We start from the raw sequence: 25,058 nt of genomic DNA on the forward strand, positions 1-25,058 counted from the left end.
AAAGTTTATCAAACCGGTATAGATATAATACTTTATAATTTATCTCTTTCAACTTTGAACCAAGACGATCACATGCTAGTAAAGTGTGTAGATCTATACGGAACTTATAGACAGCAAGCTAGTTTGTCTCAGCAAGAGACGTATTCACAATTATTTAAGACGATAAATATTAAATAAAACAAACAGCCTATCTGCTTTTGAGGTAGGCTGTTTTGTGTTTTGAAAAGGGATTAGACAGAGCGCAATGCCTTTTCTAAAGATTTGTTTTTACAAAATTATGCAAAATACATTATGTTCTTAAAAGCACTTGTAGTCATGAGCGAAACTAATAGCTTACTCATATTAAATGTTTTTCTAGAATGTCTTAGAGGGGTACATGCCATGAGAGAACTAAGTATCTTGAAAGACCAAATCGAGCAAGGTCGGCAAGAGTTGAGTCGCTTGGTAGATCAATATGGAATCCCGAATGTGAAAGTGCTTGAGCAGTCTATGGCGTTGGATAAGCTAATTAATGAATATAATCGATATTCCTTTGGAATGAACCTGAAAAAGTAAATAATATGTCATTCTAACTCATCCAGCCTGGAGCTTAGATTTAGATTTAAAGATTAGCTTTTTTACTGAGCTTAAAGTGAAAAACAATACAAGACACATACCTAATTTCACACCGATATCTGAGAGGCGTTGAATGTTACCGGCGGCAAAAACATTGTATCCATTGGTGACAGACGAACTAAAATGATCCCCAAAGAACAGATAATATGATCCGAAAATGACCATATGAGAAACTGTATACAAAATAGAGAAGGCGAAGGGCATCAAAGAGATGTAGATATTTTTGCTGATAACAAACAAAATGAGTGTTTGAACAGCTAGGATCAGACCACCAATAAGTATGAAGCTATTACGCCCTGAAAAATCATAAGCGCCGCTGAAAAATAAATTCTCAAAAAGCGTAAATGAATCGAGGCTACCAAACATATTTTTGAAAAGACCCAGATATGCCTGCAAATATCCTAATCCAAATAAAATGGGAACGGACAATAGACACCAACGATCAGTGTTTTTGCGAGTCAGCAGCAAAGCACTGATCAAGGCACATAGTGTAATGAAGGCTATAGGGAAAAGTTCGACCACACTGTTATGAACATCATAATAATGAAGAACTATTCCTATGAACAGAGAGCTTAAATACAGGATTAAGCTCATGATTATAAACTGTAGGATCAGTTTACTTGATAGACCATAAGTCTCTTGAGTCAATTTAGTTCTTAAGGTGATCGGATCGCCAAAAGATGCTATAGCTTTTGTGGTGGCTTGTTCTTCAGTACATCCCTCGTTCATATGATGCTCTTTGGACGAGTGTAAATGAGTAGACATTTCTTCGGCTAAATCGCTACGCTCTCGTCTAGATAAGAATGATCTCTTAAAAACTTGATCTAAATAGGATTGAATGTCCATTCGCCGTTCCTCCTAAGAAAATATTAATGATATGTGTATTTTGTTCCCATGAGGTTTTGATTGCTTCAAGTCGAAGTTGGCCATCATCTGTTATCCTGTAATATTTTCGTCTAGGCCCGCCTTCTTGTTCACCCCAGTAGCCTTCAATGTAAGTATTAGCTTCCAGTCGTTTTAAAGCGGGATAAAGTGTACCTTCCTTGAGTAGAAATGCCCCGTTGGTTACTTGATTTATATATTGAGATATCTCATAACCGTATGCATCTTTTTGACTCAGGATGGAGAGCACAATGCCATCAATATATCCTTTAATCATCTCATTCTTCAACTCATACACCACCTACTATGTAATTCTATGTAGTTAAATTAACATATATTTGAAAATAATTCAAGGTCAAGAATTATATCTTTTATAAAGTAGTATCTATTCTTAACGAAAGCATAAAAAAGCCCTGCTCGTAACCTTTGCTAGAAATAAAGGTGCCGAGTGGGCAATTTAGATTAATGAATTCTAATTAGTATAAACATTCCCTGCACCATCAACGGATACTGGTGCCCAATTCACAATGCGAATGTGATAATCATTTCCTTTGGGAACACCTGTTAAAGAAATTGTGAAACGATCACCTGCAGCGGATGTATAGTTACCGTAAACAGAAGAAGCATTTCCGAATGTTTTCCATCCGATAAAAGAATCTTGGGCGACTTGATAAGAAACATCTGCATGGTAATCACTGCTAGCATATTGCCAACCTATGAGACTTACAGCATTACCCTGTGTAGAAAAAGAGTTAATGGTATAGTGAGCTCTTCCATAATTAAAACCAGTAAAAGAATAGTAATCAACCATAGCATGTGTACTGAATTCTGGTACATTTAAGGCCGCTACAGTAGCGGGATCATCATCACCTAAAATCAATTTCCATTCATCTTCAGACTCTTTAACATATAGTTCGTTTTTGGATTCAACTCCCGAAACGTTACCCTGAAATGTTACAACAACTGTCGATTCATTCTCTGTATGTGCATCAATGATTTTCATCGATTCAAAGTCACTTACAGAATTGTAGTGTTTGTATTTTGCGATTTGTTTCTCTTTACTTGGTTATCTCAAGTCTACAACTAACTCTGTAGCTTCAGCGAAATTCCCTTCAGACATAGTATCGAAAAATTTTTGTACAACTAATTTAGCAGCTACTTCCGGATTATCGGATGCCTTAACGGTAGGGGTAGAATAAAAAACGCCTCCAAGAGTAACGGTTAAAGACAATAAAGGGATTAACAGTTTTCTTATCATTTTGATTAGCATCTCCTTTAGTTTTTTAGTCAGATTAAATATTCCTCAAGTTAATTTAGGCTAGAACTAGATAGACTTAATTAAGTCTTATATGATGATTTTGCCTTGTTTGAAGAATAATTTTAGATAATAACACCTCCTGTTTTGATGATAAGTTTATTTGCATAATATTATTTTTGTTATTTTGATGAAAATAGTGATAATAATGTAAAAAAATAATTAGAGAGGTGATTTTGGCATATTTGCTATCAAATCGGGCGCTCTAATTTTTAGGATGACTGGCAATAATATCACGTGGAAAATAGAATCTGTTGAGATTATACGTAACATGAAATAGACTGAGATGATATTTAACTTTAATTGAGTTTTGAAGTTCCCATTTCCAATATTGTATTATCAAAGGAGAATTTAAATTTGAAAAGTAAAATGATTTCCTTAGTAGCCCTTATCTGTTCATTTGTATTATTTGTTATTGGATTTCAGTTTATTGCTCAAAGTACTGATTGGGGTATGGACAAAGCTATGTTGGTTCTTGCAGAATACCAAAATGTAAAGTCTGATACCTCAGATATCTTTGGTAGTTTTATAAACTCAGAGATTTGGTCATATAAAATTGAAGGGATATTATTGATATTTATAGGAATGTTAATGATGTATTTAGCAAATTCATTACGAAGTAAATAAGTAAAAGTATTCGGGTTCCGAATACTTTTTTTCTTATTTACAATTTAATCTTTAGTTCAACATATAAGTATGAAAAAGGTTGAATTTCTTTGAAAACTTATGTAAATAAACATTTTATTCTGCAAAGGAATATAATATGAATTTTTTGGCAATGTATCCTAAAATGTTATACAAAGAGGGGGTGCATGCTGTGAGTGAACCGGTACAGATCACAGATAAAATCGAACGGAACAGGCAAGAGTTGAGTCGTTTGGCGGAGAATCATGGCATGCAGGACAACAAAGTCCTCCGACAGTCCATGGTACTGGACGAGCTTATTAATGAATATAATCGATTCAAATATAAAAGCCATCTCAGGAACAGACAACCGATTGCATAATGCAGATGGTTTTTTGGTCTAATTAGTGTTCTATAGAAATAGCTTAGTCGACTGTAGCGATACAGTCGGCTTTTTTGCGTTCATCTGAAACTAATGCGGATAACTTGAAATTCCGTACCAATTCCAGGGTTGGCAGGATAGCGAATGATCCTTAAAACTGGATATGATGCCCCCAGTTATATCCAGGTTGATCTGTGAAGGGGGCTCATACAATGATCGGGAGAGGGAGGGATGAACGGAAATGATGGACAAGGTACGCATGCTTTTCGGAAAAAACGTAAACCTGCGCACCAAGTTGCTCCTGTTGTTCCTGGCGCTTACGTTGCTGCCGCTAAGTTTGCAGGGAGTGATGAACTACAAGCATTTCTCGCAGACGATGGATCGCAAGACCGAGCAGTTCACCATTGAACTGGTTCGCCAGATTAACGCCAATCTGAATCGGCTGCTGAAGGACTTTGAGCGGTTGTCGCTCTTGCCGCTATACGATCAGATGGTGCTTGGCATTCTGGATAAATACAACGCGTCAATGGGGTCGGGTGCATGGGCGAGGTCTGAGGATTATCTGAAAATGAAGCTCTATACATCTGGTCAAGCTTATGACCGACCCGAAATTCGTGGAATTCATCTGATCAGCAATAGCGGTATTTTATTCTCCAATCTCGATTCACTGGCGGTTAAGCCGGTATGGGACAGCAGGCAGGATGACTGGTTTGCAGAGCTTGAAGAATCAGAAGGAACATGGCGCCTGCTTCCTCCGCATGAACCCGGCTATTACACGGGCGGTCAGCAAGAATCGTATATATCGGTGGGTAGAGTGCTTCGAGATCCGGGTACGCTCCAGCGATTGGGGTACATTCTGATTGACATCCGTCTGGAGGCCTTCGGCCAACTGTTATCCAATCTGAATTATGAGCAAGATGCAAGCCTGATGATTGTAGACAGCAAGCAGCGTCTTCTGTTCGAACGGACCTCGACCGGAGGAATGTCTGCGTACGACCAGTTGCTAATGCATGGACAGCTTCCAAGCTATGCAGGAAACCAAAAAGTTGTTCTGGATGGGCAGTCCTATCTCTATGTACAAAATCATTCCAGCTATTCTGGGCTTTCAGTGATTAGTCTTACACCTATTGCTGTGATTCAAAAGGAGTCAGGTGAGATGCTCACCTTCACGATATGGTTCGCAGTGTTGTGTATGGCGGGGATAGCGATTCTGGCAATTCTGTTATCCTATCGTATCACCCGGCCGCTGATTCGACTGAAGCACCACATGATTCGGGTGGAGCAGGGAGATTTTAGCCAGCGGGTAGCACACTTCAGCAGTGATGAATTCGGACAGATAAGCCGGGGCTTTAACCGAATGATGGAAGAGATTCATCGACTGTTCAATGAGGTGTTTCTGCTGGGCATTCAAGAGCGGGAGGCAGAGTTGTCAGCGTTGCAAAGCCAGATGAACCCCCATTTTATATACAACACGCTGGAGTCCATTAACATGATGGCCATTCGCCAGAAGCACGCAGAGGTGTCGGACATGGTGACGGCGCTTGGCAAGCTGCTGCGTTATACGATTGATAAGGTGGACCGGATGGTTCCACTTGGGGAAGAACTGGCTTTTGTACAATCCTATGTACGCATTCAGCAGGTACGTTATGACGGCAAGTTAGAGATTATCTATGACATCGAAGAAGGGATAACCGAGTATTTGATTCCCAAGCTGGTACTGCAACCGCTGGTGGAGAATGCCGTCTACCATGGCATTGAAGGGCAGGAAAATGGAGGAGTAATCTGGGTATCTGCCTTGACATTCGACCAGGAGCTGCTGATTAGTGTGCGAGACAACGGTAAGGGTATGACTCAGGCAAAGATTGACGAGTTAAATGAGTCCATATCAAAACAGCCTTCCAATGAGGCATTACGTTGCCATGCCGGGGACAGTCTGGGGCTTAACAATATCGCTCAGAGGCTTCGTCTCATGTATGGAGAAGGCGGCAGCCTAAGCATTGATGGAAGCCCCGGGCAGGGACTGGTGGTCACGATATCCATTCAACTTCTACCGAAAGGGGATTGAAGCGCATGTATAAAGTATTGCTTGTAGAGGATGAGACGGTCATCCGTCAGGGACTGAGGGAACTGATCGTACAAGTGTCTTCTCAGTTTCAGGTAACAGGCGAAGCGTCGAGCGGTACCGAGGCACTGGATTTTCTGAGATGTGAGGTGCCGGACGTGTTAATCACGGATATCCGCATGCGTGAAATGGACGGATTAACTTTGGTAAGCAAAGCAAGAGACATGTACCCTGAATTGCTAATGCTCATCATTAGCGGCTACGGCGAGTTTGAATATGCACGCAGAGCGATGGAGTTCGGGGTGTTGAACTACCTGTTGAAGCCAATCGATCGTTATGAACTGGCATTATGCATACAAAAGATTCAATTGCTGCTGGATCGCAGATACGGTATTTCAACCCTTTCTACCCCTGAGCCATCTGGCAAAGCAGAACACGCTGGTGGAGATACGCGGAAGATTATCCGAGATGTGAAGGAGCACATCAAGCAACATCCCGATGGAGATCTGCGACTTCAGACGATAGCAGATCTCGTTAACTTGAACCCTACTTATTTAAGCCAGCTGTTCAAGAACGAAATAGGCATCAATTATTCCGAATACATCACTGAGGCACGTATGGAGCGGGCCAAGTGGTTGCTGATCAACACGGGTCTTAAAATCTATGATGTGGCACGGTTATCCGGGCATCAGAGCCCCAAACACTTCATGCTGGTGTTCAAGCAGCAGGTGGGATGGACCGCAGGAGAATATCGAGACCGATTCAGTATCTCTTGAAAAACCATACCATTTCTGTAGTTGACGTGATTTATGAGGGAACGATGCTTTCGTTATACTTTGGTTGCACATGTATACCACGACGTCCATAAGGGGGATTTCCATGAAAAAAGCAGGACTGATACTGGTGTTTGTACTCATGATGATGGCTTCAATCGCGTGCGCAAGCTCCAATTCCGGCAGTGAATCTGGGAGTGCAGGCGGGGAGAATGGTGAGGTCGAGCTGAAGTTCATGATGTGGGGCAATCAGGCGCATATGGATGTGTACAACAAGTTGATCGATGACTTCACAAAGGAAAATCCAGGCATCAAAGTAACGATGGAATCCGTACCTTTCGCAGAATACCAGCAAAAAATTTCGGTGCTTGCCGCCGGAGGCTCCCTTCCCGATCTCGCCTGGGTATCGGAGCGAATGGTACCACAATTCAAGTCCAATCACATTCTGGCCGATGTATCCGAGTTCAAGGATGATGCACAGTTTAAGCTGGATGATTATATTCCAAGTACATTGGATTTGTTCCGTGATGGCGACCAACTGCTGGGGCTACCTTTTTCTACACCTCCGGTAGTCATGTTTTACAATAAAACGCTGTTCGACAAGGCCGGTCTGACTGATCCAAACACACTTGCCACCCAAGGACAATGGACATGGGAACAGTTCGAAGAGTCCGCCAAAGCCATTACCAGTAAAAATGCGACCAACCGAGTCTATGGTGCCAACTTTTTTCGCGACTGGAAGACCTGGGCGGTGCTTTCCTCCTACTCCTGGTCCAATGGAAGCGGTCCATTCGACGAAGGCATGACAACGTTCACTTGGAACGATGCCTATGGCGTACAGACCTTTGAATTGCTGGAACGCATGATGTTCACCGATGAATCACACCCAAAGGCGGGGGAACAGGTCAGCTTCGATGCGGGTAATGTGGGCATGTTCTTTGATAATTACAGCTATGTTTCCAAAGCAAGAGAAATTACGGATTTTGAATGGAGCATCGCTCCTATGCCCTCCGGTTCTCAAGGCAGTGTGCCGATGCTAGGGCAGGCCGGATATGCCATGTTCAACGACAGCAAACATCCAGAGGAAACGAAGAAACTGTTGAAGTATTTTGCCAGTGAGCAGGGGATTCAGGCGACAGCCACCTACTTTGTGCCTCCGCGTACCTCTGTTCTGAACTCAGATGCATTCATTCTTCAGCCGAATAATCCGAGCAAAGAGCATATCGTGCAGGCCGTTATTGATGAAATGCCAAAAGCGCGATTAATTCCCGGTCATATCCGTTGGCAGGATATCGACAATGCGGTATTGCAGGGATTTGACCGACTATTTGCAAAAACAGCGACAGCTGAGGATAACCTGAAACAAATGCAGGAAGAGATCCAAAGTGTGTTGCAACCCTAAATCATTCGATCGAAACCGGAGGTGAGAACGATGGGCAAATTCAAAGAATTACTTGAACGGAAACCGCTGTCGCTGGTGGTCAGTCTGCCTGAGAATGATATTGGTTTGGCTCGGGCAGCCATGGAAGAGGGCGCTGATGCACTGAAGGTGCATTATAATGTCGGTCATCGCGCCAGCGGGAATCATTTTGGTCCATTAGACATGTATGCCGAGGTGTTTCGGGCGATCCGAAGTGAGTTTGGTGGTCCGCTTGGGGTCGTACCTTCTGGCAGTATTGATGGAGCAAGGCGAGAGGATGTGGAGGGGCTTTCCGGGCTGGGCTTTGATTTCTATTCCATCTATGCACATCACTTGCCTTCCTTCATGCTCAATGACTTGGGGCTGGACCCAACGTTTGCGATCAATGAGGAATATGATGCTTCCCTCGTAACATCGGCAGCTCACTTCGGCTTCACCGCTCTGGAGGCATCCATTGTACCTGGAAAAGAATACGGTACACCGCTCAGCTTCGCGGATGTGCTTAAGTATCGCCGTCTGGTCTTGCAAGCCCAGGTACCGGTATTGGTTCCTTCCCAGCGAAAGCTGGTGCCGGAGGATGTTCGGGTGCTGCGCGATACCGGGGTAAAGGCGATTATGCTTGGAGCGGTCGTGACTGGCAACACGGAGGAACAGCTGCGAAGGGCTGTGAATGAGTTCCGCAATGCGGTGGACTGTCTGAACCGTCCAGACTATATAAGTTGAACTAAAGAATATTTACACTTGCCACTCCGATGCCAGAACAACCCCAGCTTCAGAGGAAAAGTCTAATAAAGGAGGGCTGATTGTGACCCATTCACGCAAGCGCAAAAGAGGGGGGCCGCTCGCCAGAGAGGCCCAGATCGCGGGTTGGCTGTTTGTATCGCCAATGGTGCTTGGGTTTACCCTGCTGCTGTTATTTCCCATGGGTCTCGCGTTATACATGAGCCTGACCGATTGGCCGCTGCTGGGGGATCATCATTTTATTGGAATGGATAATTACCGGAATATTATGACAGACGCCATGTTCTGGAAAGTGCTCGCCAATACGGTTTATTTCACAGTGGGGCTGGTACCGCTTAATATTGTGCTCGCCCTGCTGCTCGCGTTGCTGCTATCTAGAAATCTGCGGGGCATCGGAATTTTCCGGACAGCAATCTTTGTTCCGGTCATGACCTCGTTGATCGTGTGGGCCATCGTGTGGAAGCTGATGTATGCAACAGAGTCAGGATTGATTAATCAGCTTCTGTTGATGGCGGGCATCAAGGGTCCGGCCTGGCTATACAATGAAGATTTGGCAATGCCGGCGGTGATTGTGACAAGTGTGCTGAAAAATGTAGGTCTGAATATGGTGCTGTTCATTGCAGCCATTCAGCAGGTACCGCGTTCACTGTACGAAGCAGCAACATTGGACGGGGCGGGCAAAAGGGGAACCTTCTTTCACGTCACGCTGCCTATGATCACGCCAACCGTGTTTTTGACAGTGGTCATGACCGTGATTGGTTCACTCAAAGTATTTGGGCAGATCTATGTGATGACCCAAGGCGGGCCGAGCAACAGCACGAAGGTATTGGTTTATTATATCTGGGAAAAAGCATTCAAATTATTTCAGTTTGGCTATGCTTCTGCTCTCGCATATGTGCTGTTCTTTATCGTGCTAATTCTGACGCTGCTGCAATGGCAGCTCCGAAAGAGGTGGGTATTCAATGAAGGCGATGCCTAGTCCTTCGGGGCGGAAGATAGGAAGTACCCTGGGGACGTATTTGTTGCTGACTCTGATTTCCCTCATTATGATTGTGCCATTTATCTGGATGATATCGACATCATTCAAGGAACCCCAGAGCATATTCACCTATCCACCGCAGTGGATACCGGATACTTTCCGATTTCAGAACTATATCGATGTCTTTCGATTGATTCCGTTTCACCGTTTTTATTGGAACAGTATCTACATTTCTGCGTTGGTTGTGCTAGGAACAGTATTTTTTGCTTCCCTCGCCGGTTACGCATTCGCCAAAATTCCGTTTAAAGGACGTAATGTGGTATTTCTCATCCTGCTGAGTGCGATGATGATTCCCCATGAGGTGACGGCGATACCGATGTTTCTGTTCATGCGGCAGCTGGGGTGGATTGATACCCATCTTCCGCTGATATTATTGCCGATCTTTGGCGCGGGTGGTGTGTTTGGCATCTTTGTGATGCGGCAGTTCTTCATTACGGTGCCAACGGAACTGGAAGAAGCGGCGATGATCGACGGTTGTAACCGATTCCGGATATATGCGCGAATTATGCTGCCCATTGCCAAGCCGGGTATGGCTACGCTGACGATCTTTACGTTTGTGACGATCTGGAATGAGTTTTTTGATCCGTTAATCTTCATTAACTCGCGTGATCTAATGACGCTGCCATTGGGTTTGTCTTTGTTTACAGATGAAGTGGGTACAGCCTGGCAATATCTGATGAGCGCCACCGTCATGGCAACCTTGCCACTGTTAATTGTCTTTTTCCTGGCACAACGGCGCTTCATTGAGGGAGTTGCCATGACGGGACTGAAAGAGTAAACCGTGCAATACGTGCAATAGAACGGAAGGAGGGGCAACATTTGCGTGAACAGAAGAGTATGAAAAAGGAAGAAGCAGATGTCGTTATTGTGGGAGGGGGCCCTGCGGGTATAGCGGCAGCCATTGCGGCTGGAAGGCAGGGTATACGAACAGTGCTGGTGGAACGATATGGATTCGTGGGCGGGATGTCAACTGCCGCTATGGTTTATCCCTGGATGACTTTCCATACGGAGCGTGGGGAGCAGGTCATTAAAGGCATTGCGCAGGAGATCGTGAATCGTTTGCAGGCACGTGGCGGCTCTCCGGGGCATTTGCGTGATACGGTTGGATTTGTACACAGTGTCACGCCGTACCATCCAGCCATCTTTCAGGTGGTTGCAGCAGAGATGTTGCAGGAGGCTGGTGTCCGGCTTCTGTTGCACAGCTTTGTGGACGAGGTGGTCGTTGTAGATAATCGGGTGGAAGCCGTGCGAGTGACCAACAAGTCTGGAAGAAAGGAGTTCCAGGCGAATGTATTTGTGGATGCAAGCGGCGATGCGGATCTGGCTTATCTTGCGGGTGCTTCTGTGGCAAAGGGACGAGACGGCGACCATCAGTCACAGCCGATGACCATGAAATTCCGCATGCGTGGTGTCGATCTTGGACGAGTGAAACAATACATGCTGGAGCACCCGGAGGATTTCTATGTGAAAACCCCCTTTGCTGAACTGGACAGCATTCCGTTAACCGGGGTGAGTGGTTTCTACTCCCAGTGGAAAAAAGCAGGTGTGCCGATTAATCGCGACCAGGTATTGTTTTTTACCGGACCGGCAGAAGATGAAGTGCTGATTAATTGTACCCGAGTGCAGGGGCTCGATGCGACGGATGCCGAGGATCTGACCTCTGCGGAACAGGAAGGCCGGAAGCAGGTGCTGATGATCGCTGAGTTTTTGCAGCGTGATGTGCCTGGATTTGAACGGGCTTCGATCTCGGCAGTAGCGCCGCAGATTGGTATCCGTGAATCCAGACGAATCATTGGGCATTATGCCTTAACTCAGGCGGACGTGGTTGCAGGACGGAAATTTGACGATGTGATTGCCAGAAGTGGTTATCCGATTGATATCCATGACCCTTCGGGTCAAGGTGTTGTGGCTGCCTTTATAGAGGGGGATGGGGCGTATGATATTCCGTATCGCTGTCTGATCTCTAGCAATATCCGCAATCTGCTGGCGGCAGGACGCTGCATCTCTACCACACATGAGGCGCATGCAACGACAAGGCTGACTCCAAGCTGCATGGCTACCGGGGAGGCCGCGGGGACAGCGGCTGCACTAACAGTGAAGATGAAGCTGGACCCGGTGAAACTGCCGATCGAGCTGTTACAGGCGAAATTACGTCACAACGGAGCGACGATCTAGCGGATGAGCTGAGTCTGGGCTAAAATGGGCGAATCGGGCGAATCATTAATAGTGGGAGTGGGTGTTTATTTAATTCGCGGTGGCTTAAGTTTTAACGAACCTGAGACGACTAATGTGGGGCTATAAGCTGAAATGAAAAATGTAACGAATCTCAGTGAAGTTATTTTACTCAAAACTCTGAAATAGGGGGTAAAAGTGGGGGGAATCGGAAGAATAGAGCGTCTACGATTCGTTAGATTAGAAACTATCCCAAAAATAGCTAAATAGGCTTCCCTCAGTTCGTTAGAAATTGGTGGGAAGCTTGTGAATTGATGAGCAAAATTTTAGCCCCAAAGAATCCAATTCCACTGCTAGGTGGGTTTAGAGTCTTTGGGGCGCTCTCATTCTTTTCATCTATTAGGTTCTTTCCTCCATGCCTAATCATATCTGATCAATCACGGGGTCTCGGTTCGTTCATGTTCCTTTATGTGTCGTATTCTTTCATGCCTTATTCTCTCCGATTATCAATTCATCCGTGCCTCAAGTCGCCTTGCGACAATGGACAGCGCGTAGTTGATGACAAAATACAATACGGCTGCGAGCAGCAGGGCCGGGATAATGTAATCGAAACTTTGACCGCCAAGGATCTGCACGTTGTGCATCAGCTCCGGCAGAGAGATGATGATCGCCAGTGAAGTATCCTTCAGGAGTGAGATGAACTGGCTGACCATCGGTGGGGACATGCGACGTAGCGCCTGTGGCATGATGATGCCACCGAGTGTCTGCATGTAGCTGAGGCCCGAGGAGCGGGCAGCTTCCACCTGACCGCGCTCAACGGACTTCAGACCGCTACGGACGATCTCGGCGATCATCGCGCCTTCAAACAGACTCAGTCCAACAACTGTGGACCAGAAGACGGACATTTTAATCCCGAGCTGTGGAAGTACCATGTGAATGAAGAAAATGATGAGCAACAGCGGCAGATTCCGGATCGTATCCACGATCACTGCGACGATCTGTGACAGAACAGGGATACGGGTAAACCGGATCGTACCCAGCACAGTGCCAAGCACAAAGCTGAATATAATGGATAGCCCTGCTACCTGCAGGGTAATCAGGAATCCATGAAGCAGGAAACGAAGGTTGGGCCACGCATAGGCCCCGCTAAAGTCCATATTTTATTAGCCTCCTTCTGTATGCAGGAATAGAATATTGAAGATCAATAGATGGGGCATGGACTGTGTATAAAGCAACTTAAGCACTGTAGCAGTGAATTACAATATGCACTGTGACATGATCACCAATGCCAGCAAAACACAGACGATCCAGTACTCATTTAAACCACATGGACAAGCCAATATATCTCCCTAAAAATCTACGCCAGGTACAAGTCGATCTGTTACATGGTAACCTGACCTGCCGGTTTGTTCTTTTTCGGTTTGCCTTTGGTGCTGCGCGCCTCTGCATCGCTCTGTCCAAACCTGCGCTCCATATAATGCACCAGGAAGCTAAGTGGTAGTGTCATTACCAGATAGAACAGCGCAACAATGGTGTACACACTTAGCGGTTGGAACGTATCCGAGTTAACCAGGTCGGCAAAATACATAAGATCCATACCGGCGACAACAGCAAGAATAGATGAGTTTTTGACCAAATTGATGAACTGGTTGCCGATGGACGGCAGTACAATTTTGATGGCCTGGGGCAGAATGATCAGGTTCATGGCCTGTACATAGGACAAGCCGGAAGACCTTGCTGCTTCCAGTTGTCCACGCGGCACCGTCTGAATACCCGCTCGGATCGCTTCGGCAATGAAAGCGGCGGTGTAGATGGTCAGACCCAGAGTACCGGAGACAAATCCATCCAGCGAGATACCTAGTGCAGGCAGTCCAAGATAGAAGAAAAACACAACCAACAGCAATGGGATGTTTCGGATAAATTCCACAAAAGCCGTGCCGATCCAGTTCAGCGGTTTCACAGGGGATATCCGAAAGATAGCCAGGATCGCGCCAAGGATAAAGCTGCCAATGAGAGCCATAATGCTCACTTGAATCGTATTCAGGAACCCTTCCAGAAAACGATCCGAGTGTCGCATTAGTACGCTGAAATCCAATGTGCCCATATAGGCGAAGCCTCCGTTCTCCAGATGTAGAAACGGCGATTACGTCTGCTCATGCTTCGCATCCAGCAGACGAATTCGCCGCTTACCTATCTTAATTCGGGTTACTCGGGCTTGGAGCCCAGCCATTTCTCATGTAAAGTGTCATATTCCCCGCTGTCTTTCATGCTTTTGAGCAGCGTGTTGACTTCCTCCACGAAGGCAGTGTCGCCTTTGCGAATGGCCATACCATAAGGTTCGCTTGTGAAATTGCCACCAACCAATTGGAAGCTGTTATCCGTCTGTTGCATGCCGATGAGGATGATGTTATCTGTGGTCAGCGCTTCGCCTTTACCTGCTTTGAGAGCAGTGAATGCATCCTGATAGTTATCGAATTCAAGCACCTCAGCATCCGGGGCTTTCTCGCGAATATTCTGAGCGGATGTGGAGCCTTTCACCGCGAGTACTTTCACCCCGCTGAGGCTTTCCAGGCCGGTAATCGCACTGTCGTTTTTCACCAGCAGGGATTGGCCTGCTTCAAAATAAACATCACTGAAATCTACCTGTTCCTTACGCTCATCCGTAATTGTCATTGTGGCGATGATGATGTCGATGTCTCCATTTTGCAGCATGGGAATACGTGTCTTGGAAGTGACCTCTTTCAGTTCAACCTTTGTCTCATCTCCAAGGATCTGTTTGGCGAGTGCCTTGGCGATATCAATATCGAATCCTTCAACGTTGCCACTTGCGGGATCTTTCAAGCCAAACAGCTTCGTATCGTATTTCACACCGGCGATTAGCTTACCGCGTTCCTTAATCCGCTCAATCGTGCCTTTTGCCTCGGCATCGCCACCACCGCTCGCTGAAGGTGTATCTGTACCTGTACTACAACCTGACAATACAAGGGAGAGAATGAGGACAAGCATAAATGATGGCCATTTCAATAATTTCTTCATGAATAAAGACCCCTTTCAAAATGGAATAGTGGATTATTCTCAATGATGAATCAGACGGCTCAGGAATTGCTGTGCTCGTTCTTCTCTGGGGTTGTCAAAAAATTCGGCAGCGTTGGCCTCTTCTACAATTCGGCCTTCGTCCATGAAGATGACCCGGTCCGCAACTTCGCGGGCGAATCCCATCTCATGGGTAACAACGACCATAGTCATGCCATTATGGGCAAGGGAACGCATAACATCGAGGACTTCCCCGATCATCTCGGGATCGAGAGCAGAGGTAGGTTCGTCAAAAAGCATGATTTTGGGCTCCATGGCGAGTCCTCTGGCGATGGCTACCCGTTGTTGCTGTCCACCGGACAACTGGGAGGGATAACTGTCTGCTTTGTCGGCAATGCCCACTCGGGTCAGATACTTCATTGCTGTTGCGGCTGCTTGTTCTTTGGGTTGTTTGCGCACCTTCATGGGTGCAAGGGTAATGTTATCGATGACTTTTTTGTGAGGATAAAGATTGAAGTGTTGAAATACCATGCCGATGTCACGGCGGAAGAGGTTAATGTCCACCTTTTTCTGATGTAGAGGAATCCCACTGACGACAAGTTCACCTTCGGTAATGGTCTCCAGGCGGTTAATACAGCGGAGTAACGTGCTTTTGCCGGAGCCGGAAGGTCCGATAATGACGACGACCTCTCCTTCTTCAATGTGAAGATGGATATCCTTGAGGACATGAAAATGACCGAAATGTTTCTGGACACCCCTAAATTCAATCAAGAGTACACCCCATCCTTTCTGCAACGTCTGTGTGTAAAAGGAATAATAAGGAATAAATTGAAACTAGTTATTTAATCATACATAGTCATCCTGCTTATGGCAATTGGTTTGTGATAAAACATGACATAAGTAATGGGTTTTCTAGGGCTATAGCCAGTAAATGTGTTACATATCTGTCATGTTATTAAATGTCTTGTGACGAATCCTGACAGAAAAATGAATCTATTCTCCTAGTTGTTTACCAACCTTTGGAATAGTTGTATAGAGTATACTGAAAGTGATGTTTGATTTATGACTCTGATTAACAAAACAAATAGCATCAAGTTCCACGTGTACATGGCAAGAAAGCTCAACCCTACACGTCATGCCATTGATATGATGGAGTGAGAGAGCGTCCGTTTGAACGTAAGTAAGGAAAGTAAAAGCGATGTATTGATCCCATAACCATTCCATTACATGTAGAGAGGATGATTCTGCACGATGAATACATATCACTCCCCAATATCGACAGGAGCAAGTGCCCAGTCCGATGTTCGAGCTTATGAAGCCGATTTGCCTGTCATTCCTGCTCAGGATTTTCAGCTTACAGACTATGGAGCTGTTGGAGACGGCGTAACAGATAATACGGAGATGTTCCGACTTGCCATCTCTTCATGTGCTGAAGCAGGAGGTGGAAGAATCGTAATCCCTGCCGGGGTATGGCTCACAGGTCCGATTGTAATGCGCAGCCGTATCGAACTACATGTGGAAGCAGGGGCACTGGTTACGTTTAGCCGAGATTTTGATCAATACCCATTAATTGCATCAAGCTTCGAAGGCTGGCAGGTGGTACGTTGCCAATCCCCGATCGATGGTGATCAACTGGAGGATATTGCGATTACTGGTGAGGGGATATGGGATGGGGGCGGTGAGGCATGGCGTCCGGTAAAACGCTCCAAAATGACCACTTCACAATGGAACCGATTAGTCGCTTCTGGTGGTGTTGTAGAGCAATCCGGTGGAGATGAAGAAATCTGGTGGCCTACCACAGCTGCACTTGAGGGCGGTACTATCGCGAATCGGTTGCATCAGGAGCAGGTACGTGATGTCTCTGCCTATGAAGAAGTCAGAGACTTTTTGCGTCCCAACATGGTCAGCTTGCGCAGATGCAAACGGGTATTGCTGGACGGTCCAACGTTCCAGAACTCGCCTGCATGGAATCTGCACCCCTGGGCATCTGAGCATGTCACCATTCGTAACGTGAGTGTGCGAAATCCGTGGTTTTCTCAGAATGGAGATGGGCTGGACATTGAATCCTGTCGTCATGTAGTGGTGGAGAAGAGTGTATTCGATGTCGGTGATGATGCGATCTGTCTGAAATCAGGCAAGGATGCCGAAGGCCGTGAACTGGGTCTTCCATCGGAGTACATCACCATTCGGGATTGCACGGTGTATCACGGTCATGGCGGGTTTGTAATTGGCAGTGAAATGTCCGGTGGTGTGCGGCATGTGCGTGTGTCGGATTGTACGTTTATCGGCACGGACATTGGACTTCGCTTCAAAAGCGCACGTGGGCGCGGCGGAGTGGTTGAGGACATTCAGATTGAGCGCATATATATGAAAGATATCATTATGGAAGCGATCTCGTTTTCCTTTTTCTATGCAAATCAGGAAGGGTCTGCCCGGGGCAGTGATCTATCTCAGGACATTAGCGAAGAGACGCCAGTGTTCCGGGATATTCGAATATCGGATGTGGTCTGTGCCGGTGCCGACACTGCGTTGCTTGTGAGTGGATTGCCGGAACTGCCTTTGGATGGGGTGATCATCCAGCGTTACAACGTGCAAGCTCGCAGTGGTATCCAATGTGCTCATGCAAAACATCTGCATATCGCTGAATTGCAGGCGCAGATCACTGAAGGTCCGCTGGTTCATTTGCACCAGTGCAAAGGGGCAGAATTAGAGAGCATTCAGGGCAAAGGCGCAGATGGCCGACTTCTGATGGTGACCGGACACGAGTCCGCAGGCATTGTATGTCGTGAAGGCGATGCTGACACAGATGGTCGTCAGATCTCTGTGGGTCCTGAAGTACGAAGTGGCGTGATCATTCGCAGGTAAAAAGTATGTAGTAGGGTTTAGACAAGTTGGTCCAATTCAGCCGTAGTGGTGCAGCCATAGATCCAGTAATCGCGATGCCTTTTGATATAAGGAGTACGTAATCTCTGGAGCTAGGCTACCCACTCGGCTTTTATATGAAGTGATCTGATGATCTACCGGTGTTCCTTGCGATAGCGCAGCGGTGTTGTACCGGTAACCTGTTTGAATGTTTTGTTAAAATGAGCCGTATGCTCAAATCCTACCTTCTCTGCGATCATCTGGACACGCTCTTGTGTGGACAGCAATCTTCGTTGTGCTTCCCGGACACGAACAACTCGCAAATATTCGCTAAATCGAAACCCGGTAAACCGGCTGAACATTCGGCTCAGATAAGATGGACTGATATAAAAACGATTGGCTGCACCCTCCAGCGTAAGTGGTTCGGTATAGTTTTTATTCACATAAGTGACGATTTCACTGATTTTGTCCTGCATTGGATGCAAGGGACCTGGGCATGACTGCCGGATGTTCTCCTCTACCCGATGAATACGGATCAAAAGTTGGGCAAGCAGACTTCTTACGGCGATCTCATAGTGAGGGCGTCGCTCTTTGCATTCTTGCAACATCTGCCACAATATACGCTCCATCTCGGGCTGTTCCGCTTCAGGCAAGCGAAGGAGTCTTGAACAATTAAAAGGCAGCAGACCACATATGCCGAGTTCCATCCCCGTTGCAAAAGCAGGCGAAAAACCGATTAGAATTCGTTCGAAGCCGGGAATGCTTCCTTTGGAGGTGGTATGTACATCGTGTGGATTAATCAGAATGAAATCACCCTTGCGGGCGGACAGAATCTGACCATTCATGGAATACACTCGTTCGCCTTCAAGTAAGTAATACAGTTCGTAGAATGGATGAGCGTGAGGTTGTGGCATACCGTTCCCATCATGTCTTCGCATATGTTCAATGGTAAATGAATGTTCACCGATTCGATATTTGGGTCCAATCCGATCCTCTATGAGACTCATGGTACAGCTCCCCTCTGCTTCACGGATTAACAACGATATCCATATCATAACGGAAAATCCATCTTTTTGTAAACGCTATCATTGGGAATGAAATATTTCTTTAATCCTATCGTTAAATACCGAGAGAACGAATCTGGCATGATCCATATGTGCTGTCAAGGTGACAAAACTTGAATGATGTTTTAGAGTAGGGGGAGAGAGGCGAAACTCTGGTTAAGGAGTGTCTCCAATATGATTTGGAAGGAAGGAAACAGGTTATGACGACACATGAATTATCGCCATTGGTTGCTGCGCTCAATATGCAACCTCACGTTGAAGGCGGTTGGTATAAGGAAGAATGGAAGGCATCTTATCAGATTCCACAGTCCGTTCTGCCGGATACATACTCCGGCCCACGATTCTCGGCAAGTTCCACGTATTTCCTGCTGCACGCACATGAAATCTCCGAGTGGCATACGGTTCTGTCCGATGAACTTTGGCTGTGGCACAGCGGCAGTCCGGTTGAACTGAAGCTGGGTGGCAACGGGGAGAACCCGGAGAACGAGGAAGTTCTTGTTCTGGGGATGGATATTGCTGCGGGGCAATCACCACAGGTGCTCGTTCCTGCCGGCGTATGGCAGACAGCGCGCCCGCTGGGCGATGAGCCTGTACTGGTTACATGCGTAGTAGCGCCAGGTTTCCACTTTGATGATTTCAAGCTTGTATCCAAAAGCGAATAGGTTTTGATATGTAAAAATCCCGATCCGAGATGCTCAGGGCATCCGAATCGGGATTTTTTTGGATTGAGCGTATTAAGTATGCTGAGGTCTATGCCTAGTTCAGGGATAGATCATTCCCTTTTGAATAAGCATCACTTTTGGCAATGACTAATCACTTCGGATTCTCGTTACTCATCCAGCTGTCCACATAAAACTCCTCATGATAATCCGGTTGCTGAGCGAGTTCTTTGAGCTTCTGTTCAGCTTCTTCAGCGGTAAGATATTCTCCAATAACTGCTGTAAACTCACCAGTGGACGTTTTGAGGAAAGAGATGTCCTCATCCGGATAGGATTCTTCAATTATACCCATCGATTCTCCAAAAGGCATTGATTCTGTGCGGAGAGAGTATACCTTCCGAGGTGTGACCGGTTTGCCGTCGGAAGTCAGTTTCACTTCCAGGTATCCAGGGTTCTTGAATTCCGTTACGGCATACTGTACCCCTTCTTTTAAAACAACTACGAATCCGACGGAAGAGTCGTCTAAAATCATGGAACCATAAACATCTTTCACTAAAGGCTGGGTCATGAAGTCGGCTTTGACTTTCTCTATATCCATGTAACGTGCACCGCTAAAAGTAAAGAGGATACGATTCGGTGCTTCTTTGTGTACTACATTATAATGGGGTGCATCATTAGTCTGATCTTGCTCGTCGGTGCTAAAATTGATTTTAAGCGTATTTTCGGTTGCTTCCGATCCCACAGTTACTCCATCGGTAATCTTGCCGCCATCGCCGAATTGAAGTACCTGAACAATCGTTCCGACCACAGGTATTTTGACCATGGCGTTTGCGACAGTAGGAATGTTGACTACGAACAGAAAAGCGGCACATGCTGCCAGAATGGAAGCAGAGCGAATGATACGGGAGGAGCTTTTGCGAGCGGCAGCCTTTTGCTGGGCTTGACGAATAACATCTGTAAGTTGAGCTGGAATTTCAATGTTTTCATAACGTTCTTTACCTGTCATAGATCTCCAACCTCTCCTTCGATTAAATCCATTTTTAATTTGTTGATAATCCGATAGAATTTTGACTTAACGGTATTCTCCGACAGGGAGAGCACTTCAGCCATCTCTCGAAAAGGCAGATTCCCAAAGAATTTTAATATAATATAGGCTCTTTCCTCGGGGATAAGCCGATCCAGTGCATCATACAGATCCATTTTCTCTTCCACGGATGCCCCTCGCTCTGGAGCCACAAACTCCTGCACATGATCCTCCATATAGGTCACTCGCTGGTTGCGTCGTATATGATCTATCGCTGTGTTAATCACAATTCGTGACATCCAGGAATCAAAATAAGTCATGGACTCCATCTTTCCATAAGCGACGTACCCTTTATAGACCGCTTCGGATACGATATCCAGCGCTTCTTGTTCATTTTTAACATAGCAGTATGCCAGTCGATACAATTTATTTTGAATCACTGTTATTTTTTCGCTGAACTGTTCTTCTTTTGTTTTTCTATGGTTCAGTCTAACCACTCCTGATCCCCCCTGATAAACCTAAATATTCAAGTCACCGCTCGTTCCAGGCCTGGATTCTATATAAGTGCTTGAGTTCGCTTGACACTCGTTAGACTGATGAGGAGACGAAATAGTTCTAAACGGTCAAAAAAACTTTTTTTCTTTCGGCCCTGAATAGGATAACGAACCTCGCCTTCATTCTTAACAACGAATAGTTGGCCTATAACATCACATACCAAAACACCCGCTCTTCTAAGATCGAAGGCGGGTGTAATCGAATTAATCTGCTTATATTAGAAGTTAAAGTTGTCTGGATCAGAACCAAAGCGTTTGTTCTCGTTCAGGCCGTTAATCTGCTCTAATTCTTCCGAAGTTAACTCAAAATCGTAGAGATCGGCATTCGCGCGAATACGCTCAGGCGTGACGGATTTCGGTATGGTCACGATGCCGTTCTGCAGATCCCAGCGCAGAATCACTTGTGCGGGGGACTTGCTGTATTTGGCGGCAATATCCTTCAGCAACGGATGATCCATCAGATGACCTTGTCCGAGTGGAGACCAGGCTTCGATCTGAATCTGATGTTTGTTGCAGTACTCACGAAGCTCTGACTGAATCAGTAGTGGGTGAAGTTCCACCTGATTAACTGCTGGTTTGATCGTGGCATCGATCATCAAGTCTTCCAGATGGTGAATCTGGAAGTTGCTCACACCGATCGCCCGGATTCGTCCTTCTTTATGGAGTTTCTCCAGCGCTCGCCATGTATCTTTGTACTTGCCCTTAACCGGCCAGTGGATGAGATAGAGATCCAGATACTCCAGTTCGAGTCGTTCCATACTGGCTTCAAAGGCAGCTAGCGTGGATTCATATCCCTGATCGCTATTCCATACTTTAGTGGTAATGAACAGATCCTCACGAGCTACTCCAGATTCACGAATACCCTGAGCGACACCTGTTTCGTTGTTATACGCTTTGGCAGTGTCGATGCTGCGATAACCGGCTTGAATGGCTGTTTTGACAGCATGAACGACTTCGTCTCCGTCTTTAACTTTGAATACCCCAAAACCCAGCCATGGCATTTTGACTCCGTTATAGAGCGTGGTTGTGTCCTGCACGTGTTTCATGGTCCGAAATTCCTCCTCTTATTGATTCATTGTTCCACTATGTAATTACCCTGCTGTTCAGCAGCCAATCGATATCGAAGGGCCGTCTTGAATGATTATACTAAAAATTTCCTTATATTAAAAAAAGCACGACCCATCTTGCGGAATAGACGCTGCTATTATCCTTTTTCTTCAACCAGAGGTTTGGTTTTGACGCTTGTGGGTGATAAGATGAAGTATACGAAATATGGAAGTTAAGACTTCGCTAGTGGAGAGTTTACATAAGAAACGAAGAAGTGCGGGATCGGGTACAGTCCAGACCGTACGATTAACGATAAAGGAGCAAGAATACAATGGCTAAACCTAAACAAACAAAAAAAGCAGCTGCCTGGTCTCTCGTAGTAATGGGAGCGGGATTTGCTGCATCCTTGCCGTTCCAGGGCGTTCCTGTGGGCAAGTTGCTGGTAGGATCATTTGAAGCGGGACTCGTGGGTGGACTTGCGGACTGGTTCGCAGTTACCGCACTATTCCGTCACCCGCTCGGCATTCCAATTCCTCATACGGCATTGCTGCCGAAAAATCGTGATAAAATGACGGAAGGTCTGGTCTCCGCAGTAGAGAATAACTTACTCAACAAAGACAGCATTACCGAGAAAATTGCAGATTTCAAAGCAGCAGAGACGGTGCTCGATACGTTGACACGTGAGCTTCACAGTGACGGGATCAAGATCATGATTGATACGCTCTGCAAACGAATTCTGGCTGGTCTGCCTTTAGAGCAGATTGCTCCGCTCGTAGCACGTGAGATCAAGTCACAAGCGGGCGCCTTTGATCTGGGTCCGATTCTGGAACGAGCTGCCCACCAGATGACAGAGCGGGGTTACGACGCCAAAGCGCTGGACTACGGACTGAAGCAAGCCGAGGAGTGGCTAGTTAAGCCCGAGACGATTATGTTTTTAGGTGAAAGCGGCATGAAAGCCATCAGTGGCATTCAGATGAACGGATTGATGCAGTTTGCGATGAATGCATTCCTTGGTTATATGAACGAGGAGCGTCTGGGTGGCATTTTACAAGGATATCTCTTCGATCGGGTAGAGGATATGAAACGTGAAGGCAGCGCTCTAAGGTACAAGGTGCTTGATATGGTACGTACCCAGACGGTGCGTCTGGCAATGAGCGAGGCTATGCAAGATGGAATCAACAGCTGGAAGAACAATATGCTGGAGGGCTGGAACGCAGAGGAAACGGTGCTGAACAAACTCACCGAACTGAGAGACAAGGCGCTCGCCGCGATGGAAGATGGACAGTATGTAGATACGTATGCACTGCCTGCCATTGAGCGGGTATTGGTTGATCTGCGGACAGATGAAGAGTTGATGACAGGCATGAATGCCAAGATCGTAAATGGCGTCACAACACTGCTGGAGAAAAACCATTCCAAAATCGGTAAACTGGTACGCGAAAATGTGGACAAAATGGACAATGCCACTTTGGTTTCGATGATTGAGGATAAGGTTGGACAGGATCTGCAATGGATTCGGATCAACGGAGCGGTTACCGGATTTGTTATCGGGATTGCGCTGACTGCGCTGCAGATGGCATTGGCATAACCTAAAAGAGCCACCCTTGAAGTAATGGGCAAGGCTCTTTTTGTTATGCAAATATCAATGGAGATATAGAGACGCATCTTTTTTCTATTTAGAGGTTAACTGCTTGGCTTGCCCTGGCAGATCGTCCGCTGTGACCTCTTCCCAGTGTGTAACACCACGCAGCGTGGATACATATAGTTTCAGATAGGCCCCATTTTTGAGTAGCTTACTGGTAGAGAAGCTGAGTGTTTTGGATTTTCCTTCGTCTGTATAGCCGATCAGTTCATAAGCATATCTGCCATTGTCATCCTTGTTGACTGTAGTCTGATTCACAATGGTATAGTAGGTTGTTTTGCCGGCAGGGTTATCGGGAGTCAATTTAGCAGGGTCCATGAAGAAGAGCCACAGGCAAGTTAGAATAACAAGTACCAATGCGAGAATGGTGAATGCTTTTTTCATGTTCTTGTCCTCCTTTGATCTCGGTAAATTTAGGACGATGCGATGTCTTTATATTTCAGGCGGCGGATCGACCAGGTAGCAAACAGAAGGATAAAGAGACTGTTCATGAACAGAAAGACGATATTCTCTGAGGATGTCAGTCCCTTTTGACTCAGAACGCCCATGCCTATAGTTAACAAGGAGTAGGGGAATAACATGCCGATTTTCAGCACATACATGCCTAGTCCCAGAAAGACTGCACAAAGGCTGATGCCAATTGGCGTGGCAAAGCTTCTTATCCGGATCGACAACCCTAGTTGCAGTGCAGCAATAGAGATAGAAGCAAACCATCCTCGCATGCTCCATACGACGGTCTCCATCGGGAACGGACCTGGAATGACGAACAGTTGGCCTGCTACCCAGTACATGAGCATGAAGAAGGTTTGGGCCGAGAAGATCAATATGCCAACAATGACCAACTTGGCAACAAATAGGCTGGTGACTGACACTGGAGAAGCCAGAATCATATTCCAGTTGCGATTGCTGTGTTCCAGGCGGCATACAAAGGCACAACAGATAGCGATCAGGATAGGTAGAAAGAATTCCCCGTAAAATAAACTGACCTGTGTCCACAGGCTGTACCACCCGTTTTGTAAAGCCGCTTGATTGAAATAAAAGTTAAAGCATCCGATAAGCAGGCTGATAATAGGCAGAATGGCCAATACCAGACTGATCCGGGAATGCCGAAGTTTAAGCCATTCGGCGGAAATGCTCCTCAGCATGTG

General features: G+C 46.1%; 27 protein-coding genes. 13 read left to right on the forward strand and 14 right to left on the reverse strand.

Translation table 11 applies throughout. The features are described from left to right. Positions 1–381 precede the first annotated feature (381 nt). On the forward strand, positions 382–555 hold the full coding sequence (locus NZ043_RS11440; RefSeq protein WP_133386969.1) for an aspartyl-phosphate phosphatase Spo0E family protein: 174 nt from the start codon (positions 382–384) through the stop codon (positions 553–555). Positions 556–573: 18 nt separating this feature from the next. Here the strand turns inward: NZ043_RS11440 and NZ043_RS11445 are convergent, their stop codons facing one another. The 4 genes from NZ043_RS11445 to NZ043_RS11460 form a co-directional block, all read right to left on the reverse strand. Next, positions 574–1,461 carry a permease prefix domain 1-containing protein gene (locus NZ043_RS11445; protein WP_133386968.1) on the reverse strand — a complete coding sequence of 296 codons (888 nt, stop codon included), beginning with the start codon at positions 1,459–1,461 and terminating at the stop codon, positions 574–576. Further along, positions 1,427–1,795 (reverse strand): PadR family transcriptional regulator, encoded by a 369-nt coding sequence (locus tag NZ043_RS11450; protein ID WP_240768289.1) that lies wholly within the window; start codon positions 1,793–1,795, stop codon positions 1,427–1,429. The genes NZ043_RS11445 and NZ043_RS11450 overlap by 35 nt, the downstream gene beginning before the upstream one ends. Before the next feature lie 174 nt (positions 1,796–1,969). After that, positions 1,970–2,500, reverse strand: coding sequence for a hypothetical protein (locus NZ043_RS11455; protein ID WP_339311850.1), 531 nt, complete (start codon positions 2,498–2,500; stop codon positions 1,970–1,972). 63 nt (positions 2,501–2,563) lie between these two features. Next, the gene (locus tag NZ043_RS11460) at positions 2,564–2,755 is read right to left on the reverse strand and encodes a hypothetical protein (RefSeq protein WP_339311852.1); all 192 of its coding nucleotides are present in this window, start codon (positions 2,753–2,755) and stop codon (positions 2,564–2,566) included. 414 nt (positions 2,756–3,169) lie between these two features. Here NZ043_RS11460 and NZ043_RS11465 point away from each other — a divergent pair, with 414 nt between their 5' ends. From NZ043_RS11465 to NZ043_RS11505, 9 genes are all read left to right on the forward strand, one after another. Next, positions 3,170–3,439, forward strand: a complete 270-nt coding sequence (locus tag NZ043_RS11465; RefSeq protein WP_133386965.1) for a hypothetical protein — start codon at positions 3,170–3,172, stop codon at positions 3,437–3,439. A gap of 190 nt (positions 3,440–3,629) precedes the next feature. Beyond that, positions 3,630–3,818 carry an aspartyl-phosphate phosphatase Spo0E family protein gene (locus tag NZ043_RS11470; RefSeq protein WP_036616818.1) on the forward strand — a complete coding sequence of 63 codons (189 nt, stop codon included), beginning with the start codon at positions 3,630–3,632 and terminating at the stop codon, positions 3,816–3,818. A 241-nt stretch (positions 3,819–4,059) separates the two neighbouring features. Beyond that, entirely contained in the window at positions 4,060–5,883 is a 1,824-nt protein-coding gene (locus NZ043_RS11475; RefSeq protein WP_339311854.1) for a sensor histidine kinase, read from the forward strand. 5 nt (positions 5,884–5,888) lie between these two features. After that, the gene (locus NZ043_RS11480; RefSeq protein WP_289390949.1) at positions 5,889–6,656 is read left to right on the forward strand and encodes a response regulator; all 768 of its coding nucleotides are present in this window, start codon (positions 5,889–5,891) and stop codon (positions 6,654–6,656) included. 103 nt (positions 6,657–6,759) lie between these two features. Next, positions 6,760–8,055 (forward strand): sugar ABC transporter substrate-binding protein, encoded by a 1,296-nt coding sequence (locus NZ043_RS11485; RefSeq protein WP_339311858.1) that lies wholly within the window; start codon positions 6,760–6,762, stop codon positions 8,053–8,055. A 30-nt stretch (positions 8,056–8,085) separates the two neighbouring features. After that, on the forward strand, positions 8,086–8,796 hold the full coding sequence (locus tag NZ043_RS11490) for a hypothetical protein (RefSeq protein ID WP_133386962.1): 711 nt from the start codon (positions 8,086–8,088) through the stop codon (positions 8,794–8,796). A gap of 82 nt (positions 8,797–8,878) precedes the next feature. Continuing rightward, positions 8,879–9,793: a sugar ABC transporter permease gene (locus NZ043_RS11495; RefSeq protein ID WP_133386961.1), complete on the forward strand. Its 915-nt coding sequence runs from the start codon at positions 8,879–8,881 to the stop codon at positions 9,791–9,793. After that, positions 9,777–10,631 (forward strand): carbohydrate ABC transporter permease, encoded by an 855-nt coding sequence (locus NZ043_RS11500; RefSeq protein WP_036616638.1) that lies wholly within the window; start codon positions 9,777–9,779, stop codon positions 10,629–10,631. Before NZ043_RS11495 ends, NZ043_RS11500 begins: the two co-directional genes overlap by 17 nt. Before the next feature lie 59 nt (positions 10,632–10,690). After that, positions 10,691–12,028: an FAD-dependent oxidoreductase gene (locus NZ043_RS11505; protein ID WP_339312724.1), complete on the forward strand. Its 1,338-nt coding sequence runs from the start codon at positions 10,691–10,693 to the stop codon at positions 12,026–12,028. A 503-nt stretch (positions 12,029–12,531) separates the two neighbouring features. Here the strand turns inward: NZ043_RS11505 and NZ043_RS11510 are convergent. The 4 genes from NZ043_RS11510 to NZ043_RS11525 all read right to left on the reverse strand — a co-directional run bounded on the left by NZ043_RS11510 (position 12,532) and on the right by NZ043_RS11525 (position 15,829). Then, positions 12,532–13,182 carry an amino acid ABC transporter permease gene (locus NZ043_RS11510; protein ID WP_036673117.1) on the reverse strand — a complete coding sequence of 217 codons (651 nt, stop codon included), beginning with the start codon at positions 13,180–13,182 and terminating at the stop codon, positions 12,532–12,534. Between the two features lie 224 nt (positions 13,183–13,406). Further along, positions 13,407–14,129: an amino acid ABC transporter permease gene (locus NZ043_RS11515; protein ID WP_215074643.1), complete on the reverse strand. Its 723-nt coding sequence runs from the start codon at positions 14,127–14,129 to the stop codon at positions 13,407–13,409. 101 nt (positions 14,130–14,230) lie between these two features. After that, positions 14,231–15,061, reverse strand: a complete 831-nt coding sequence (locus NZ043_RS11520) for a transporter substrate-binding domain-containing protein (protein WP_017691036.1) — start codon at positions 15,059–15,061, stop codon at positions 14,231–14,233. 39 nt (positions 15,062–15,100) lie between these two features. Beyond that, positions 15,101–15,829, reverse strand: coding sequence for an amino acid ABC transporter ATP-binding protein (locus NZ043_RS11525; protein WP_051449904.1), 729 nt, complete (start codon positions 15,827–15,829; stop codon positions 15,101–15,103). 480 nt (positions 15,830–16,309) lie between these two features. Between NZ043_RS11525 and NZ043_RS11530 the strand changes: the two genes are divergently transcribed. Further along, positions 16,310–17,923 carry a glycoside hydrolase family 28 protein gene (locus tag NZ043_RS11530; protein WP_339311861.1) on the forward strand — a complete coding sequence of 538 codons (1,614 nt, stop codon included), beginning with the start codon at positions 16,310–16,312 and terminating at the stop codon, positions 17,921–17,923. Positions 17,924–18,075: 152 nt separating this feature from the next. On the opposite strand, the gene NZ043_RS11535 is transcribed toward NZ043_RS11530, so the two are convergent. Further along, positions 18,076–18,927, reverse strand: a complete 852-nt coding sequence (locus NZ043_RS11535; RefSeq protein WP_017691033.1) for an AraC family transcriptional regulator — start codon at positions 18,925–18,927, stop codon at positions 18,076–18,078. 257 nt (positions 18,928–19,184) lie between these two features. Between NZ043_RS11535 and NZ043_RS11540 the strand changes: the two genes are divergently transcribed. Beyond that, on the forward strand, positions 19,185–19,646 hold the full coding sequence (locus NZ043_RS11540) for a cupin domain-containing protein (RefSeq protein ID WP_017691032.1): 462 nt from the start codon (positions 19,185–19,187) through the stop codon (positions 19,644–19,646). Between the two features lie 151 nt (positions 19,647–19,797). On the opposite strand, the gene NZ043_RS11545 is transcribed toward NZ043_RS11540, so the two are convergent. From NZ043_RS11545 to NZ043_RS11555, 3 genes are all read right to left on the reverse strand, one after another. Next, positions 19,798–20,649 carry a hypothetical protein gene (locus NZ043_RS11545; protein WP_339311863.1) on the reverse strand — a complete coding sequence of 284 codons (852 nt, stop codon included), beginning with the start codon at positions 20,647–20,649 and terminating at the stop codon, positions 19,798–19,800. Next, complete coding sequence (locus tag NZ043_RS11550; RefSeq protein WP_091038104.1) at positions 20,646–21,164, reverse strand: sigma-70 family RNA polymerase sigma factor; 519 nt, start codon at positions 21,162–21,164, stop codon at positions 20,646–20,648. Before NZ043_RS11550 ends, NZ043_RS11545 begins: the two co-directional genes overlap by 4 nt. A 275-nt stretch (positions 21,165–21,439) precedes the next feature. Beyond that, the gene (locus tag NZ043_RS11555) at positions 21,440–22,267 is read right to left on the reverse strand and encodes an aldo/keto reductase (protein ID WP_249912974.1); all 828 of its coding nucleotides are present in this window, start codon (positions 22,265–22,267) and stop codon (positions 21,440–21,442) included. A gap of 332 nt (positions 22,268–22,599) precedes the next feature. Between NZ043_RS11555 and NZ043_RS11560 the strand changes: the two genes are divergently transcribed. Next, positions 22,600–23,856 (forward strand): DUF445 domain-containing protein, encoded by a 1,257-nt coding sequence (locus tag NZ043_RS11560; RefSeq protein ID WP_339311866.1) that lies wholly within the window; start codon positions 22,600–22,602, stop codon positions 23,854–23,856. Positions 23,857–23,940: 84 nt separating this feature from the next. On the opposite strand, the gene NZ043_RS11565 is transcribed toward NZ043_RS11560, so the two are convergent. Together NZ043_RS11565 and NZ043_RS11570 are read right to left on the reverse strand one after the other, a co-directional pair. After that, the gene (locus tag NZ043_RS11565; RefSeq protein ID WP_091038110.1) at positions 23,941–24,294 is read right to left on the reverse strand and encodes a YxeA family protein; all 354 of its coding nucleotides are present in this window, start codon (positions 24,292–24,294) and stop codon (positions 23,941–23,943) included. A gap of 29 nt (positions 24,295–24,323) precedes the next feature. Then, positions 24,324–25,055, reverse strand: a complete 732-nt coding sequence (locus NZ043_RS11570) for an ABC transporter permease (protein ID WP_339311869.1) — start codon at positions 25,053–25,055, stop codon at positions 24,324–24,326. Positions 25,056–25,058 lie beyond the last annotated feature (3 nt).

Origin of the sequence: Paenibacillus sp. FSL k6-2145 (assembly GCF_037976585.1) — a bacterium.
Lineage (GTDB): Bacteria > Bacillota > Bacilli > Paenibacillales > Paenibacillaceae > Paenibacillus.

Excerpts from the sequence above, each read along its gene's own strand:
- NZ043_RS11555 (WP_249912974.1), bottom strand. The coding sequence starts at position 22,267 with ATGAAACACGTGCAGGACACAACCACGCTCTATAACGGAGTCAAAATG.
- NZ043_RS11540 (WP_017691032.1), top strand. The coding sequence starts at position 19,185 with ATGACGACACATGAATTATCGCCATTGGTTGCTGCGCTCAATATGCAA.
- NZ043_RS11500 (WP_036616638.1), top strand. The coding sequence starts at position 9,777 with ATGAAGGCGATGCCTAGTCCTTCGGGGCGGAAGATAGGAAGTACCCTG.
- NZ043_RS11485 (WP_339311858.1), top strand. The coding sequence starts at position 6,760 with ATGAAAAAAGCAGGACTGATACTGGTGTTTGTACTCATGATGATGGCT.
- NZ043_RS11475 (WP_339311854.1), top strand. The coding sequence starts at position 4,060 with ATGATGGACAAGGTACGCATGCTTTTCGGAAAAAACGTAAACCTGCGC.
- NZ043_RS11440 (WP_133386969.1), top strand. The coding sequence starts at position 382 with ATGAGAGAACTAAGTATCTTGAAAGACCAAATCGAGCAAGGTCGGCAA.
- NZ043_RS11480 (WP_289390949.1), top strand. The coding sequence starts at position 5,889 with ATGTATAAAGTATTGCTTGTAGAGGATGAGACGGTCATCCGTCAGGGA.
- NZ043_RS11560 (WP_339311866.1), top strand. The coding sequence starts at position 22,600 with ATGGCTAAACCTAAACAAACAAAAAAAGCAGCTGCCTGGTCTCTCGTA.
- NZ043_RS11535 (WP_017691033.1), bottom strand. The coding sequence starts at position 18,927 with ATGAGTCTCATAGAGGATCGGATTGGACCCAAATATCGAATCGGTGAA.
- NZ043_RS11520 (WP_017691036.1), bottom strand. The coding sequence starts at position 15,061 with ATGAAGAAATTATTGAAATGGCCATCATTTATGCTTGTCCTCATTCTC.
- NZ043_RS11570 (WP_339311869.1), bottom strand. The coding sequence starts at position 25,055 with ATGCTGAGGAGCATTTCCGCCGAATGGCTTAAACTTCGGCATTCCCGG.
- NZ043_RS11490 (WP_133386962.1), top strand. The coding sequence starts at position 8,086 with ATGGGCAAATTCAAAGAATTACTTGAACGGAAACCGCTGTCGCTGGTG.
- NZ043_RS11510 (WP_036673117.1), bottom strand. The coding sequence starts at position 13,182 with ATGGACTTTAGCGGGGCCTATGCGTGGCCCAACCTTCGTTTCCTGCTT.
- NZ043_RS11545 (WP_339311863.1), bottom strand. The coding sequence starts at position 20,649 with ATGACAGGTAAAGAACGTTATGAAAACATTGAAATTCCAGCTCAACTT.
- NZ043_RS11455 (WP_339311850.1), bottom strand. The coding sequence starts at position 2,500 with ATGAAAATCATTGATGCACATACAGAGAATGAATCGACAGTTGTTGTA.
- NZ043_RS11565 (WP_091038110.1), bottom strand. The coding sequence starts at position 24,294 with ATGAAAAAAGCATTCACCATTCTCGCATTGGTACTTGTTATTCTAACT.
- NZ043_RS11505 (WP_339312724.1), top strand. The coding sequence starts at position 10,691 with ATGAAAAAGGAAGAAGCAGATGTCGTTATTGTGGGAGGGGGCCCTGCG.
- NZ043_RS11445 (WP_133386968.1), bottom strand. The coding sequence starts at position 1,461 with ATGGACATTCAATCCTATTTAGATCAAGTTTTTAAGAGATCATTCTTA.
- NZ043_RS11460 (WP_339311852.1), bottom strand. The coding sequence starts at position 2,755 with ATGATAAGAAAACTGTTAATCCCTTTATTGTCTTTAACCGTTACTCTT.
- NZ043_RS11515 (WP_215074643.1), bottom strand. The coding sequence starts at position 14,129 with ATGGGCACATTGGATTTCAGCGTACTAATGCGACACTCGGATCGTTTT.
- NZ043_RS11530 (WP_339311861.1), top strand. The coding sequence starts at position 16,310 with ATGAATACATATCACTCCCCAATATCGACAGGAGCAAGTGCCCAGTCC.